Here is a 15,052-nt window from a genome sequence, read left to right as displayed (position 1 = left end):
CCATGGCTGCAGAAGCGACAGCGACCCCGACGGCCGTCGCGCCTCCGGCGGGTCAGGGAACGGCGGTTGAGGGAACGGCGGTTCAAGAAGCGGCAGTTCAGGAAGCGGCGGTTCAAGAAGCGGCGGTTCAGGACACGGCCGCGACCGCCGTGTCCGCCTTCGACGCGCTGGCCGGCACCAGGCCCCGGGTCCGCCGGGACGTGCTCTTCACCGAGACGCCCGGCGGGGTCCTCTTCCACAACGCCGACGGCGGTTTCCACCTCACCGGCCGCACCGCCTACCGCTTCGCCTCGCTGATGGTGCCGCACCTCGCGGGCCACCACCGGCTCGCCGACATCTGCCAGGGCTTCGGCCCCGCTCAGCAGGCCATGGCCGCCGAACTGGTCAAGACGCTGTACGAGCGCGGCTTCGCCCGTGACATCCCCGAGGACGAAACCGCCACCCCTGAGACCTCCGACGCCCGCACCCCCGTCCCCAACACTCTCCCCGACCCCCTCACCGACGCGGTCACCACCCGATTCGCCGCCCAGATCGCGTACGCCGACCACTACGCCGACGGCGCCCTCGCCCGCTTCCGCCGCTACCGCACCACCCGCGTCGCGATCCTCGGCACCGGACCCGTCGCCCGCTGGTGCGCGCTCAGCCTCGTCCGCAACGGCGGAGCCCATCTTGCCGTCGAGGGAGACGCGCACAGCGACCGGACCCTGCTCGCCGAGATCGCCGAACTGGCCGCCCAGGACTGCCCGGTGACCGTCGACAGCCTCCCCGCCGACCCCGACTGGACCGCGCTCGACGGCTACGACATCGTCGTCGTCACCGGCGCCGACGCATCCGTCCGCACCCACGCCCTGCTGTCGGCGGGCGTGCCGGAAGGCACCACCCTCATCCCCGCCTGGACGTTCGGCCGCAGGTCGGTCACCGGGCCGCTCAGCAAGGCCGGTTCGACCGGCTGCTGGTCCTGCGCCGTGCTGCGCCTCGGCGGCAACACCGACGCCGGAACCGCCGCCGACATCTGGAGCGAGGTCGCGGGCGGCGCCACCGCCCGCGCCGCCGGGCGGTCCCCGCTGACCGGCCCCGTCGCCGCGATGTCCGGCAACCTCCTCGGCTACGAGATCTTCCGCCTCACCACCGGGGTGCTGCCGGCCGAGACCGACGGACAAGTCCTCGTCCAGGACCTCGAATCGCTCGACGTCATGGCCGAGCCCGTCCAGCCCCACCCGCGCTGCGCGCTGTGCGCGCCCGCCACCGAAACCCCGCGCCCCGCCCTCCCCGGCGGACTGACCCTCCCCGTCACCCCGACCGTGGAGAGCGCGGGTGAGGCGGAGGCCCTGGTCGAAGGGCTCAACCGGATCAGTACGGCGCTGGTGCGCCCCTTCACCGGCATCTTCAGCCGGTACGAGGACGAGAGCCTCACCCAGACCCCGCTCAAGATCAGCCGTGTCGAACTGGCCGTCGGCCACGGACCGCGCAGGCGGATCGCCGCCTTCGACGTGCACCACCTGGCGGGCGCCCGGCTGCGCGCGCTGTACGCGGCGGCCGAGACGTACGTCGAGCACGTCGTGCCCGTGGCGCCCGACACCGGACCGCCCGGAGCAGGTGTCGCCGCGCTCGCCCCCGACAGCCTGACCACGGGCAGCGGTACCGGCGCGGGCGTCGGGACGGTCGGCGCCTGGCTCACCGCGACCTCGCTGCTCACCAAGGAGCCCGTGCGGGTACCGGCCGCCGCCGTACGGCCGTTCGGCCCGTACAACGCCGAGCGCCTGCACCAGGCGACCACCGCCGGCGCGGGCGCGGGCCCCAGCCCGCAGGAGGCGGCGGGCCGCGGTCTGCTGTCGGCGCTCGCCCACGGCGCGCTGCTGCGAGCGGTACGCGGCGAGGCGCGCGGCGCGCTCGTCACCTCCCCGGCGGCCGGTGAGCCGGGCGCCGACCCGGAGCTGGTCTTCCTGCTCAAGTCAGTACCGAACGTGGGGATACGGGCCGAACTCGTCGACCTCGGAGAGCAGGAGCACTCCGGGGCCCATGTCGTCCTGGCCCGCGAGACGGGCGGCCTGGACACGGCCGGACCGGGAGTCGGATCCGGAGTCGGATCCGAAGGGCGGGGACGCTGGGCCGTCGCCGCCGGGCTCTCCCGGACCACCGCCGCCTGCGCCGCGCTGCGCGACCTCATCGGCCAGGTGCAGCTCGACACCGAGGACCCGGACTCCACCGTCGACACCGGCGACCCGCTGCTGGGTGAACTGGCCGCCGCCACCGTCCTGTTGACCGCCGAGCCGGTCGCCGCCGACGCGACCGCCACCACGTTCGACGCGGTCCTCGACCGGCTGCGCGCGGCCGGGCGCGACGTTCTGTACGTCGCCACCACCCCGGCCGACCTGCCCGCCGGCGGCATCAGCACGGCGCGCGTGCTGCTCACCACCGGCGTGGAGGGTGCGCCCGATGCCGGCTGAGCCCGAGCCTGAGCCCTGGGAGCGGTCCGCCCGCGACCTCGCCACGCTGATGCGCCGCAGCTTCGACGCGGCCGGCGGCCCCGCCGCCGCCCCCGCGCTCGACATCGCGCCGCTCGGCGTCCGCGACGCCTTCGCGGACGAGGACGCGGAGGCGGCGCCGACCGAGGGCGTGCCCGTACGGTTCTACGGCCGCCACGCCGTCGTCGGACCGTTCCCCGCCGACAACGCCGACAGCGCGGCCACCCACCGCCCCTGCGCCCGCTGTCTCGCCCGCCGTTGGCAGGGCGTGCGCTCCGTCGCGCTGCGCGAGGCCCTGGAGCTGGGCTCCGGCACCAGGGCCGCCGGGGAGTCGCCGTACATCACCCCGTTCACCGCCGACGCCCTCGCCGGGATCGTCGCGGCCCGACTCGCCGGGCAGGGGCCGTCGACCGGCTCCTTCCCGGCGGTCCACCTCGTGGACCTGCAGACCCTTCAGGTACGGCACTACCCCCTCGTACCGGACCCCGAATGCCCCCGCTGCGGACGCGGCGAGGAGGACACCCCCGAGGCGGCCGTCCTCACCCTGAACCCCGCGCCCAAGCACAAGCCGGGCAGCTTCCGGCTCCGCGACATCAGCGCGTACGAGCTGCCCGTGGAGCCGTACGCCAACCCGGTCTGCGGCTCGCTGGGCCCCTCCGTCGTGCAGGACGTCTCCTCCACCTCCACCTCGGCGACCATCGGCTGCTTCTCGATGCGCTCCGGCGACTATCTGCGTGAGACGTTCTGGGGCGGCCACGCCGACACCTTCGCGCAGAGCGTGCGCATCGGCGTCCTGGAGGGACTTGAGCGGTACGCCGGGATGCGCTCGCGCGCCAAGGCGGCGGGTACACGCGGCTCGCTCAACGGTCTGCGGGCCGCCGGTGAACGCGCACTGGATCCGCGCATAGTCGGCCTGTACTCCGAGGAGTTCCACCGGGCCAACCCGCGCGTCACCCCGTTCCACCCCGACCGTGAACTCCCCTGGGTCTGGGGCTACTCGCTCCGCGACCACCGGCCCGTCCTCGTACCGGAAGTGCTGACGTACTATCACGCGCCCGGCCTGGAGAACCGGTTCGTGCAGGAGAGCTCCAACGGCTGCGCGTCCGGCGGCTGTATGGAGGAGGCCGTCTACTTCGGCCTCATGGAGGTCGTGGAACGCGACGCCTTCCTCCTCACCTGGTACGGGCGGGCCGCCCTCCCCGAACTCGACCCGCGCACCAGCACCCGCGCCGCCACCCGGCAGATGGTCGACCGCCTGGAGATGTACGGGTACGAGGCCCGCTTCTTCGACACCCGGATCAGTTTCCCCATCCCCGTCATCACCGGTGTCGCCGTCCGTCCCGACGGCGGCAGGGGCCGGATGTGCTTCGGCGCGGGCGCCGGGCTCGACCCGGAGTCGGCACTGGCCGGGGCGCTGTGCGAGATCGCCACGGACGCCGTCAACCTCCAGGGCCGCACCGAGCGGGACGAGGTCCGGCTGCGCGCCATGGCCACCGACTACGACAAGGTCGCCGCGCTGCACGACCACCCGCTCGCCTACGGCATCCCGGAGATGGGGAACAACGCCCACTTCCTGATCGGCGAACCGGGCGCGCCCCGGCCGCCCAAGCGGTCACTCAAGGAGGCGTACGGCGACGGCCACGGCAACGGCCATGGCCCCGGCGACAGCGACAGCGCCGGATCCCTGCCGCCCGTCTCCGACGATCTGCGCGACGACCTCACGCGGTGCGTAAAGGCCGTCACCGACAAGGGATTCGACGTGGTCGTCGTCGACCAGACCATGCCCGAGCAGCGGGACCTCGGCCTGACGACGGTCTCGGTGATCGTCCCCGGCCTGCTGCCCATCGACTTCGGCTGGACCCGGCAGCGCGCGCTCGGCATGCCCCGGCTGCGTACCGCCCTGCGCGAGGCGGGGATGCGTGAACACGACCTGACCGACGCCGACTTGAACCTCGCGCCGCACCCGTTCCCCTGAGAGGAGCACCACCATGGGGTACGCCCATGACTACGCCGCCGCGATCATGCAGCGGGGCCGGGTCCCGATGCCTCCGGCCGATTTCGTGCCGAACTGGTCCGACGGGCCGCGCAAGGCGAAGTACTACCCGGGGGTCGACAGCCTGCCGCTGCCCGTCGCCGACTATCCGGCGGACGCGAGCCTGGACCGCGCCTTCGGCGACAGCGGCGACAGCGGGGGCACCGAGGGCGGGGAGTTCGACCTGACGTCGCTCTCCGGGATGCTCCTCGACTCGTACGGTCTGACCGGCCGCCGGCTCGGCGTCCAGGCCAACACCGACCTGAGCGCCCTGCCCTTCTACCCGCTCGCCAACTGGTCGCGCGGCTCCGCCTCCGGCGGCGGCCTCTACCCCGTGAGCGTCTACTGGGTCTCCGGGCCGAGCGGTCCCGTCACACCGGGCGTGCACTACTACTCGACCCGCCACCACACCATGCAGCGCCTGCTCACCGGAGACGTGTCCGGCGAGGTGCGCGAGTCGCTGGGCGGGCCCGGCGCGGACACCGACCAGTACCTGGTCCTGGGCATCAAGTACTGGCAGAACTCCTTCAAGTACAACAGCTTCTCCTTCCACGCCGTGAGCATGGACCTCGGTGCCGCCGTGCAGACGTGGCGCATGTGGGCGGGCGCGCGGGGGCTGTCCGTCGAGCCGGCGATGTGGTTCGACGAGGCGCGGCTCCAGAAGCTGCTCGGGGTACGGGGCGAGGAGGAGGGCGTGTTCGCGGTCGTCCCCCTCAAGTGGGCCGGAAAGCCGGGTGGTTCAGCCGCCGCGCCCACGGGGCCGACCCCCGCGAACGTCTCCGTACGGCGCCGTGACGTCGAGCGCTCGCGCGAGGTCTTCACCTTCGACGCGCTGCTGAAGATGCAGGCGGCGACCTCCGCGCACGCCGCCGAACGGCCCGCCCCCGGGGCCCTCGCCCCGGCCGCCGCACCCCCGGCCGACCCGGACCTGCCGGTCGCGCCGCTGCCCGCCGCGCGGCCGATGCCCGGCGACGTACGGACCGTGCTGCGCCGCCGTCGCAGCAGCTTCGGCCGCTTCGACGCGAGCCGGCCGGTCACCGGCGAGCAGCTGGCGGCCTGCCTCGCCGCGTCCAGCGCGGGCTCACGCCTCGGCGGCGACACCGGCACTGGCACGGGCACCGGCACCGGTGCGGGGGAGGGGGGTGTGCGGCTCGCGAAGCTGTACGCGTTCGTCAACCACGTCGAGGGCCTGGCGCCGGGCGCGTACGAGTACGACCCCGACGCCCATGAGCTGCGGCTGGTCAAGGCGGGCCGCCCCGGCGAGTTCCTCCAGCGCAACTACTTCCTCTCCAACTACAACCTGGAGCAGGCCGGCGCCGTACTGGTGCCCACCATCCGTACCTCCGCCGTCCTCGACGCCGTCGGCGACCGCGGCTACCGCCTCGTCAACGCGACCATCGGCGCCGTCGCCCAGTCCGTCTACACCGCGTGCAGCGCGCTGGACCTGGGCTGCGGTGTGGCCCTGGGCTTCGACAACGTCTCGTACATCGAGGAGTTGGGGCTCGACGCCACCGGCGAGGCCCCGCTCCTGATCATGATGGTCGGCAACGAGCGCCCCGCCCCCGCCGACTTCCGGTACGAGATCGCCTGAGCCGATCACCAGATGACCACCGGATGGGGGAGCAGGATGCCTGATCAGGAACCGCACAGCCAGGAACCGCACGACCAGGAACCGCATGGCCAGAACTCGCACGGCCAGGACTCGCACGGCCAGGATCCGAGACGCGCGTTCATGCTGCGCGTCGCCGGGCTGCCGATCGAGACCGTGCGCGCCCTGCGCTGCCCGGCGAGCCGCCGCTGGGCGGAGACCATGCTCGCCGAGGAGGAGCGGCTGCGGGCGGCGGGGGAGCGCGTCGGTGATCTGCTGCACGACCTCGTCGGCCGCACCGGCGACGGCGCGGACGCCGCGCCCGGTGAGGCCGCCGACCGGCGCGCGCTGCTGAAGCTGCGCCGCGAGGTCTTCAACAACCGGCTGCCCGGACAGCCCGGTGCCGCACTCGCGTTGGTCGCCGGGCGCGATCCCGCGACGGGCGAGGCCCTGTCGCGCTGGCTGATCGACCGGCGGGAGCTGGCCGAACTGCGCTCCACCGGAGCGGAGTTGTTCGCTGGCGAGAGCGCCGAGGCGCGCGCCGCGCTCCGCGGGATCGCGGGAGAGGAGCGGCTGCGCAAGGGACTGCTGCTGGCCTCGCCGACGCTCGACGCGCAGATCGACGCGTTCGTACGGCAGGGCGGGGACGGCAAGGCCGACAAGCGACGCAGGAAGATCGAGCGGTCGCTGCTGTCGTACCTCTACCGCATGGTCTGCAAGACCAGCCCGTTCTCGACGTTCACCGGCGTCGCGCTCGGTGAGTTCGATGAGGGGAGCCAGGACGGGCCGGCTGAGGGCCACGGCTTCGAGGTGCGGGTCGCCGAGGAGTGGACCGGTCACGCGCGGCTCAACGTCGTCGCGCTCGGCCGCCTCGCCGAGTGCGTGATCGCCGACCCCGTACGCCGCGCGGATCTGCCCGTCGCCCCCGCCTCCGGCTGGGGCCGGGACGACGACCGGGTGCGTTACGTACGCCGTTGGGTCACCACCGGCGACGACGACACGGCCGTCACCTTCGACGCGGTGAAGGACCGGCTGTTCTTCCTGCGCCGCAGCGGCACCCTGGAGCGGCTGCTCGACTTCTTCGAGCGGCACCCGGCCCTGCGCTACGGCGAGTTGGCGGCATGGCTGGCCGACGACGCGCAGGCCGGGGCCGAGGAGGCGGAGCAGTATCTCGCCGCGCTGCTGGACCTGGGCATGGTCCAAGTACCCGCGCTGCGTACGGCGGTTCACGACACCGACCCGCTGCGCGCCTTCCAGCGCTCGCTGCGCGAGCTGGGCCGGCCGTGGGCCACGGAGCTGGCCGGGCGGCTGGACGAGGCGGTCGCGCTGACCGACCGGTTCGCCGGGGCGGAGCCCGCCGAGCGCCGCGAGGTGCTCGCCGCGCTCCGGACCACGCTCAGCGACGTCCAGTCGGAACTCGGCGCCGAGAAACCCCGTGTGCCGCAGACCCTGCTGTACGAGGACGCGGCGGCCGGCCGCGAGACGGCGATGGGCCTCGGCGCCTGGCGCGAGCTGACGGCGGGGCCGCTCAGCCGGGTGGAGAGCGTGCTGCCCGCCTTCGATCTGACGCTGCCTCAGCGCGTCACGTTCAAGGGCTTCTTCCTGGCCAGGTACGGACAGGGCGGGCGCTGCGACGATCTGCTGAAGCTGGTGCACGACTTCCACGAGGACTTCTTCGACCAGTACATGACGTTCACCGCGAGCCGTACGACCTTCGACGCGGACGGGCAGTACGTGCCCGAGGTGAACTGGCTCGGACTGCCGCAGCTCAAGGCGATCGACACGGCCCGGCAGCTGTTCGTCGAGCGGATGCGCGCCCTCTGGTCCGCGGAGAGCGACAGTGAAGAGATCGACCTCGACTCCGGATTCCTCGCCGACGTCGCCGCCGAACTCGCCCCGGCCGCACCGAAGTTCGCGCCGATGAGCCACCACATCCAGCTCGCCGACCGCCCGCACGACCCGCTGATCGTCCTCAACCGTTCCTACGGCGGCCTGTCCTTCCCCTTCAGCCGCTTCACGCAGTGCTTCGAAGGACTCGACACCGCTCTGCTGGCCGGCGCGGCCCAAGTGCAGCCGCCGGGAGCGGTGTTCGCCGAGGTCACCGGCGGCCCCGTCACCAGCAATCTCAATCTGCACGGGCGACTCACCGAGTACGAGATCGTCTGCCCCGGCGAGACCGGCACGCTGCCGGAGGCGTACCGCCTCCACCTCGACGACCTGTTCATCGAGCACGACGAGACGGCCGACCGGCTGGTGCTGCGCTCGACACGGCTGGACCGCGAGGTCGTCCCCGTCTACCTCGGCTATCTCGTGCCGCTCGCGCTGCCCGAACTGCCCCGCACCCTGCTGCTTCTCTCGCCCACCTCGATGGCCCCGCTCAATGTGTGGGGCGGGGTTCCGGAGGGCGCGCCGGTCGGCGGTGTCACCCGCAGGCCGCGCGTGCGGCACGGCAGCGTCGTGCTGAGCAGGCGCAGTTGGAGCGCGCCCGCCGCCGAGCTTCCGCTGCACACGCCGGGGGTCTCCGACGACGAGTGGTTCCTCGGCTGGCACCGCTTCCGGCGCGCGACCGGGCTGCCCGACCGGGTCTTCGTGACCGTCTCGGACAGCGGGGCGCGCGGGGCGACGGGCGCCAAGCCGCAGTATCTGGACTTCGACAGCGCGCTCTCGCTCACCGCTTTCGAGGCGCTGCTCAAGACGGACGGGGCGCGGGTCGTGTTCCGCGAGATGCTGCCCGACGAGGACGGGCTGCACGCCGTCTCCCAACGTGGTCGCCATGTCTCGGAATTGGCCGTGGAAACGCTGGCCGGCGCGCCTCCCACTCGTAAAGAACTCGTATCCGCACGGAGGGATGCCATATGACCGTCCCCGCCAACTGGCAGGCCACGCACGTCTTCTACGCCGCCAACCCCCGCCCCTTCCTGCTCCAGTGCGTGCGCCCGCTCGTCGCCGAGCTGGAGGCGGAGGGCCTGATCGACAACTACTTCTTCATGAACTACTGGCTCGAAGGCCCGCATATACGGCTGCGCCTCAAGCCGTCCGGCGAGGCGGCGGCCCCCACCGTCCGCGCCCGCACCGAGCAGGCCGTCGACGCCTTCCTCGCCGAGCGCCCCGCCCTGTACGAGGTCGACTCCGGCTTCCTCAACGACTTCTACAACACGCTGTTCGAGATCGAGTTCCCGGGCAGCGAGCGCGGCCACTACATGGACGACCAGGGCCGGATGAATCTGCGCCCCAACAACTCGCGCAGCGCCGAGCCGTACGAGCCGGAGTACGGCAAGTACGGCGGCCCCGCCGGGATCGAGCTGGCCGAGTGGCACTTCAGGCACTCCAGCGATCTCGTCATCGAGGCGCTGCGGACCAAGAACCTGCATCTGCGGACCGTGCTGCTCGGCACGTCCGCGCAGCTGATGATGGTCATGTCGGGGACCTTCCTGCCCGGCGACCGGGAGCTGGCCGAGTATCTGGAGAGCTACTACGAGTTCTGGCACACGGCGTTCCCCGGCACCGGCTTCATCGGCACCGTGGAGTACGACAAGAACTACGCGGCGATGGCCCCCGGTCTCACCAGCCACTTCGCCCGTATCAGGGCCGCTGTCGGCGCCGGTGAGCCGGCCCGGCTGCCCGGCTTCCTCGCGGGCTGGGCGGAGCACTGCGCCGAACTGAACGACCGGGCAAGGAAGTTGACGCTCGACGGCGATCTGGTCTTCCGGTCCTGGGACGGTGAGCGGGACGAGCGGGTGACGGACCCGGCGGTCGCGCTGCCGCTGCTGCTCTCCCCGTACATGCATATGACGAACAACCGGCTGCACGTCACCATCCGCGACGAGGCCTATCTGTCGCACGTACTGGGCCGGACACTGCGGGAGTCCGTCGTGCCGCCGCAGACAGAACCGCAGACAGAGCCGCAGACAGAGGCGGAGCCGGAGCCGGAGGCGGTGGCCGCGCCATGACCGCCCCCGCGGGCCGCGTCCCCACAGGCCAGGCCCCCACAGGCCGAGCCCCAACCGACCGGTACCGGCCGTGCCTGCGCCCCGACGTGCTGGTCAGCGACGCGTTCCTGCTCGGTCCCAGGACCGTGCACCTCGTCAAGAACCCGGGGAGCGGCAAGTCGTACGAGGTCGGGGTCAAGGAGCACTTCCTGATCGCGCGCATGGACGGCACGCGCGGTCTCGACGAGCTGGGCGCGGAGTACGCGGCGGAGTACGGCAAGCGCCTCGGCGACGCCAACTGGCAGCAGTTGCTGGGCCTGTTGGGAGTCCGGGGCCTGCTGGAAGGCGGCCCCGAGGTTCCCGCGACAACCGCGGAAGAACCGCCGAAGCGCACCCTGCTGCGCGGCACCCTCCCCCTGGTCGCCGACGCGAACGCGACGGCCGAGCGGCTCCACCGCGCCGTCGGCTTCCTGCTCGCCGCGCCCTTCATGGTCCCGCTGCTGCTCCTGATCACCGCCATGGAGGTCGTGGCCGCGGCGCGCCTCGGCGAACTGGTCGACGGCGCGGTGGCGCTGTTCACCAACCCGGTCCTGCTCGCCGGCGCCGCCGCGCTGCTCTGGTTCAGCACGGCGCTGCACGAACTGGCCCACGGGGTGGTGGCGAGACGCTACGGCGGGCAGGTCGCCGAGATCGGACTGCGCTGGCGCCTGCCCGTCGTGATCATGTACTGCACGGTCGACAACTACCTCTATCTGCATACCCGTCGGGACCGCGTCGCGACAGCCGTCGCGGGCGCGGTGATGAACCTGGCCGTCCTGCTGCCGTTCTGCGCGGTCTGGCTGTTCGCCCCGGTGGACGACGCCACCGGCGAGGCGCTGGCCGGGCTGATGTTCCTCGGCAGTGTGCAGGCGCTGGCCATGCTCGTACCGTTCCCGCCGCTCGACGGGTACAAGATCGCCGCGCAACTGTGCGGCGCGACCGGACTCGCCGCGTCCAGCCGGGAGTACGTGCGCCTCGCCGTCCGCCGCGACCCGGCGGCGAAGGACTACCCGCGCCGGGCCCGTACCGCCTACCTCGCCTACACGCTCGGCTCGCTGCTCGTCCTGGCCGGGATCGTCGCGGCCGTCGCCGCACTGCTCGTCCACCTCCTCGCCACGTAAGCCCGCACGCCATCCGCTCTCAGGGAGACCCGCATGACCCCCACACCCACCGACGACTCGGCCGACGGCCCCGCCGTCGTCCTCGACACGATCCACAAGCGGTACGGGGAGAAGCACGCGGTCGACGGCATCTCGCTGACCGTCCCGCGCGGCGAGTTCTTCGGTCTGCTCGGCCCCAACGGCGCCGGCAAGACCACGCTGGTCGAGATCATGGAGGGTCTGCGCCGCCCCGACTCGGGCACGGTCACCGTCCTCGGCCGGCACCCCTGGCCGCGCGACCCCGAGCTGCTGCCCCGGCTCGGCGTCCAGACCCAGGCGTCCGCCTTCTTCGTACGGCTCACGGCGCGCGAGCACCTGGAGACGGTCGCCGCGCTCTACAAGGCCGACCGGGAGGCGGCGGCGCGCGGCCTCGCCGCCGTCGGTCTCACCGAACAGCGGGACGTCCGCGTGGACGACCTCTCCGGCGGGCAGCGCCAGCGCCTGGCCATCGCGTCCGCGCTCGTCCACGACCCCGAGCTGATCTTCCTGGACGAGCCGACGGCCGCGCTCGACCCGCAGGCCCGCCGCGCGCTGTGGCAGGTGCTGCGCGCGCTCAAGGGCGCCGGGCGGACCATCGTCTACACCACGCACCACCTGGACGAGGCCGAGGCGCTGTGCGACCGGGTCGCGATCGTCATCGACGGCCGGATCGTCGCGCTGGACACACCGGGCAAGCTCGTCGCCGCCAGCAGCACGGTCACCCGTCTGCTGGTCCCCGCCGACCGGCTCTCGCTCGCCGACGCCGAGGCCATCCCCGGTGTGCTGCGGGCCTCCGTGGACGGCGACCTGATCGTGCTGGAGACCGAGGACTCGGGCCCGGTGCTGTCGGCGGTCGACGCGCTCGCCGGGCTGCACGGCGTACAGACCCGGACCGCCAGCCTGGAGGACGTGTACCTCGAACTGACCGGCAGCCCGCAGTCGTAGCCCGAGCCCGAGCCTGTATTGAGAGACGGAGCACCGACACGATGAGCACCACGAGCACCCCGCCCGGTTCCGGTACGACCACGACCACGACCACGACGCGCCCGCGCGCCATGAGCGCCTACTCCGCGCTGAGCAGGGCCGGTTACCAGGCGTACACGCGTGACAGGACGACCCTCTTCTTCACCTTCGCCTTCCCGCTCCTCTTCCTGGTCGTCTTCGGCCTGATCTTCCACGGCATGACCGTCGAGGAGAGCGGCCGCCCGTACATCAACTACATCGCCCCCGGTGTGCTGTCATGGGGCGTCGCCAACGCCGCCGTCTTCGGCGTCGGGTTCGTCATCATGCAGTGGCGCCGCGACGACATCCTGCGGCTGATCCGGATGACACCGACCCCGCTGCCCACGATCCTCGGCTCGCGCTACGTCCTGGCACTCGCCATCGGCACCGTGCAGGCGGCGATGTTCGTGCTCGTCGCCATGCTGCCGTTCTTCGGCCTCGAACCGGCGGGGAGCTGGCCGCTCGCGCTGCCGGTGCTGTTCCTCGGCATCACCGCGTTCCTCGCGGTCGGTGTGATCGTCGGCTCGTTCGCGAGGACGCCGGAGGCGGTCGCCGCCGTCGCCAACTGCCTGATGGTGCCGATGGCGTTCCTGTCCGGGTCGTTCTTCCCCCTCGACGCCATGCCGGGGTGGATGCAGAACGTGTCGCTGGTGCTGCCGCTGCGCTACTTCAACGACGGCATCTCCGCCGCCATCACCGGTGACGGAGGCGGCGGCGACATCCTGGTGGCCTGCGGCGGTATCACCGCCTTCGCCGTCGTCTTCGGCGCGGTCGCGCTGAAGACCTTCCGCTGGAGCGACCAGTCATGACGACAGGGACAGTCGCGGGGGCGGCTGTGGTCCTCGCCGACGGCACCCCCCTGGAGCGCGGTCGCGCCCACCTCCAACAGGCCCTGACCGTACGGCACACGGCCCACGGCGCGGCGAGCCTGCCCGCCCCGCTCGTGGTGCCCCTCGGCGGCGCCGACGTCCTCGGCTTCGGGCACCCCGACCCGTACGCCGCCGTACGTCCCCGGGCCAACGTCCAGCTCACCTCGCGCGCCGCCCTCGTCGGCCCCTGGGGCGGCACGACGGGCACCGCCACCGACACCGCTGCCCACTCCGCCTGCGGCCAGTGCCTCGCCATGCGCTGGCAGCGGCTGCGCAGCCGCTCCGAGCGCGAGGCGCTGGAGCTGGGCCACGAACCGCACGGCGCCGCCGACTGGCCGCTGCTCACCGACTACGCGGTGGACGCGGTCTGGGCGGCGTATCTCGCCGTCCGTACGGGGGAGTTCACCCCGCCCGCAGCCACCGCCGCCGACCGCGAGCTGCCGCAGGTCACCCGCGTCGACCTCGGCACCCTCGCCGTCGCGACCTTCCCGCTGCTGCCCGAACCGCTCTGCCCGTCCTGCGTCCCCCTGCGCCCCGACACCGCCGACGCCGCCCGCATGCGCCTGACGGCCCGGCCCAAGCCGGACCCCGACGGTTACCGCTTGCGTTCACTGGGCGCGTACCCGTTGCCGACCGCCGCGCTCGCCAACCCCGTGTGCGGCGCGCTCGGTTCGGACACCTGGATCAACCCGGCGTCCACGACGACGGCCCCCGTCGCGGGCACCCACTTCGTACGCGGTTACGCCGGCCTCAACGACGTCACCTGGAGCGGCCAGGCCAACAGCTACTCCACCAGCCGGACTCTGGCGTTCCTGGAGGGACTTGAGCGGTACGCGGGCACCCACCGCCGCCGTGGTACGACCCCGGTCGTCGACTCGTACAACAACCTCGCGGCCGACGCGCTGAACCCGGCGGACTGCGGCTTCTACGCGGACGCGACGTACGAGAAGGACCATCTGGTCAGCCCGTTCGACCCCGACCGGCCGATCCCCTGGGTGTGGGGCCACTCGCTGCGCGACGAGCGCCCGATCCTGATTCCCGCGCGCCTGGCGCACTACAGCGCGGGCGTCGACGCCGACAACTTCGTCTTCGAGTGCTCCAACGGCTGTGCCACCGGCGGGAGTCTGGAGGAGGCGATCCTCTTCGGCCTGCTGGAGCTGATCGAACGCGACGCGTTCCTGCTGGCCTGGTACGGCCGCGCCAAGCTCACCGAGATCGACCTCGGCTCGTGCCGGGGCGGCGCGATCCGCACGATGCTCGACCGGGCCGCGCTGCACGGCTACGACGTGCACGCCTTCGACACCCGGATGGATCTCGCGGTGCCCGTCGTCACGGCCCTCGCGGTCCGGCGTGACGGCGGTCTCGGCACGCTCTCCTTCAGCGCCGCCGCCGGCTTCGACCCGGAGGGCACGGTCGACGCCGCCCTCTCCGAAGTCCTCACCTACATACCGCACTTGCCCTACCAGGTCGCCGAACGCGCGGGCGAGCTGCGCGAGATGGCGGGCGACTACCGCAAGGTCCTGCACCTCAAGGACCACGCGCAGTTGTACGGCCTGCCGGAGATGACGCACCACGCGCGCGAGTATCTGGAGCCGACGGCCTTGCGCTCGCTCGACGAGACGTACGCCGACTGGGCACCGCTGCGGCCCCGCACCGGCGACCTGCTGGACGATCTGCGGCTGCTGCGCGACGAGTTGGCGGGCGCGGGGTACGACGTGATCGCCGTCGACCAGACGACGCCGGAGCAGCGGCGGATGGGCCTGTACACGGTGAGTACGACCGTGCCCGGTCTGCTGCCGCTGGACTTCGGGTGGACGCGTCAGCGGGCCCTGCTGATGCCGAGACTGCGGACGGCGCTGCGGGCGGCCGGGCGGCGTACGGACGATCTGCCGGAGTCCGCGGTCAAGGCGGTTCCGCATCCGTTCCCGTAACACCTCGCGACACCTCGCGCGTGCCGGGCACTTCGCGCGCGCCGGGCACGACGGCAGC

Annotated in this window: 9 protein-coding genes; all 9 read left to right on the top strand. The window is 72.6% G+C overall.

The genetic code is table 11. From position 1 onward, the window contains the following. The first annotated feature begins 2 nt into the window (after window positions 1-2). The gene (locus ACFT9I_RS05295) at window positions 3-2,447 is read left to right on the top strand and encodes a TOMM precursor leader peptide-binding protein (RefSeq protein ID WP_382560994.1); all 2,445 of its coding nucleotides are present in this window, start codon (window positions 3-5) and stop codon (window positions 2,445-2,447) included. 49 nt (window positions 2,448-2,496) lie between these two features. Continuing rightward, window positions 2,497-4,440, top strand: coding sequence for a TOMM precursor leader peptide-binding protein (locus ACFT9I_RS05290; RefSeq protein ID WP_382561240.1), 1,944 nt, complete (start codon window positions 2,497-2,499; stop codon window positions 4,438-4,440). A gap of 13 nt (window positions 4,441-4,453) precedes the next feature. Continuing rightward, window positions 4,454-6,088, top strand: a complete 1,635-nt coding sequence (locus tag ACFT9I_RS05285; protein ID WP_382560992.1) for a nitroreductase family protein — start codon at window positions 4,454-4,456, stop codon at window positions 6,086-6,088. 141 nt (window positions 6,089-6,229) lie between these two features. Continuing rightward, window positions 6,230-8,944: a lantibiotic dehydratase gene (locus ACFT9I_RS05280; RefSeq protein ID WP_382561239.1), complete on the top strand. Its 2,715-nt coding sequence runs from the start codon at window positions 6,230-6,232 to the stop codon at window positions 8,942-8,944. Further along, window positions 8,941-10,035 carry a lantibiotic dehydratase C-terminal domain-containing protein gene (locus ACFT9I_RS05275; RefSeq protein WP_382560990.1) on the top strand — a complete coding sequence of 365 codons (1,095 nt, stop codon included), beginning with the start codon at window positions 8,941-8,943 and terminating at the stop codon, window positions 10,033-10,035. Before ACFT9I_RS05280 ends, ACFT9I_RS05275 begins: the two co-directional genes overlap by 4 nt. Next, window positions 10,032-11,174, top strand: a complete 1,143-nt coding sequence (locus ACFT9I_RS05270; RefSeq protein WP_382560987.1) for a metalloprotease — start codon at window positions 10,032-10,034, stop codon at window positions 11,172-11,174. The genes ACFT9I_RS05275 and ACFT9I_RS05270 overlap by 4 nt, the downstream gene beginning before the upstream one ends. 33 nt (window positions 11,175-11,207) lie before the next feature. After that, entirely contained in the window at window positions 11,208-12,137 is a 930-nt protein-coding gene (locus ACFT9I_RS05265; protein WP_382560984.1) for an ABC transporter ATP-binding protein, read from the top strand. Between the two features lie 110 nt (window positions 12,138-12,247). After that, window positions 12,248-13,003, top strand: a complete 756-nt coding sequence (locus ACFT9I_RS05260; RefSeq protein ID WP_382561237.1) for an ABC transporter permease — start codon at window positions 12,248-12,250, stop codon at window positions 13,001-13,003. Further along, complete coding sequence (locus ACFT9I_RS05255; protein ID WP_382560981.1) at window positions 13,000-14,994, top strand: TOMM precursor leader peptide-binding protein; 1,995 nt, start codon at window positions 13,000-13,002, stop codon at window positions 14,992-14,994. The genes ACFT9I_RS05260 and ACFT9I_RS05255 overlap by 4 nt, the downstream gene beginning before the upstream one ends. Window positions 14,995-15,052: the final 58 nt, after the last annotated feature.

This window comes from Streptomyces sp. NPDC057137 (genome assembly GCF_042670825.1).
Lineage (GTDB): Bacteria > Actinomycetota > Actinomycetes > Streptomycetales > Streptomycetaceae > Streptomyces.
This window is presented reverse-complemented; position numbering and strand designations above follow the sequence as displayed.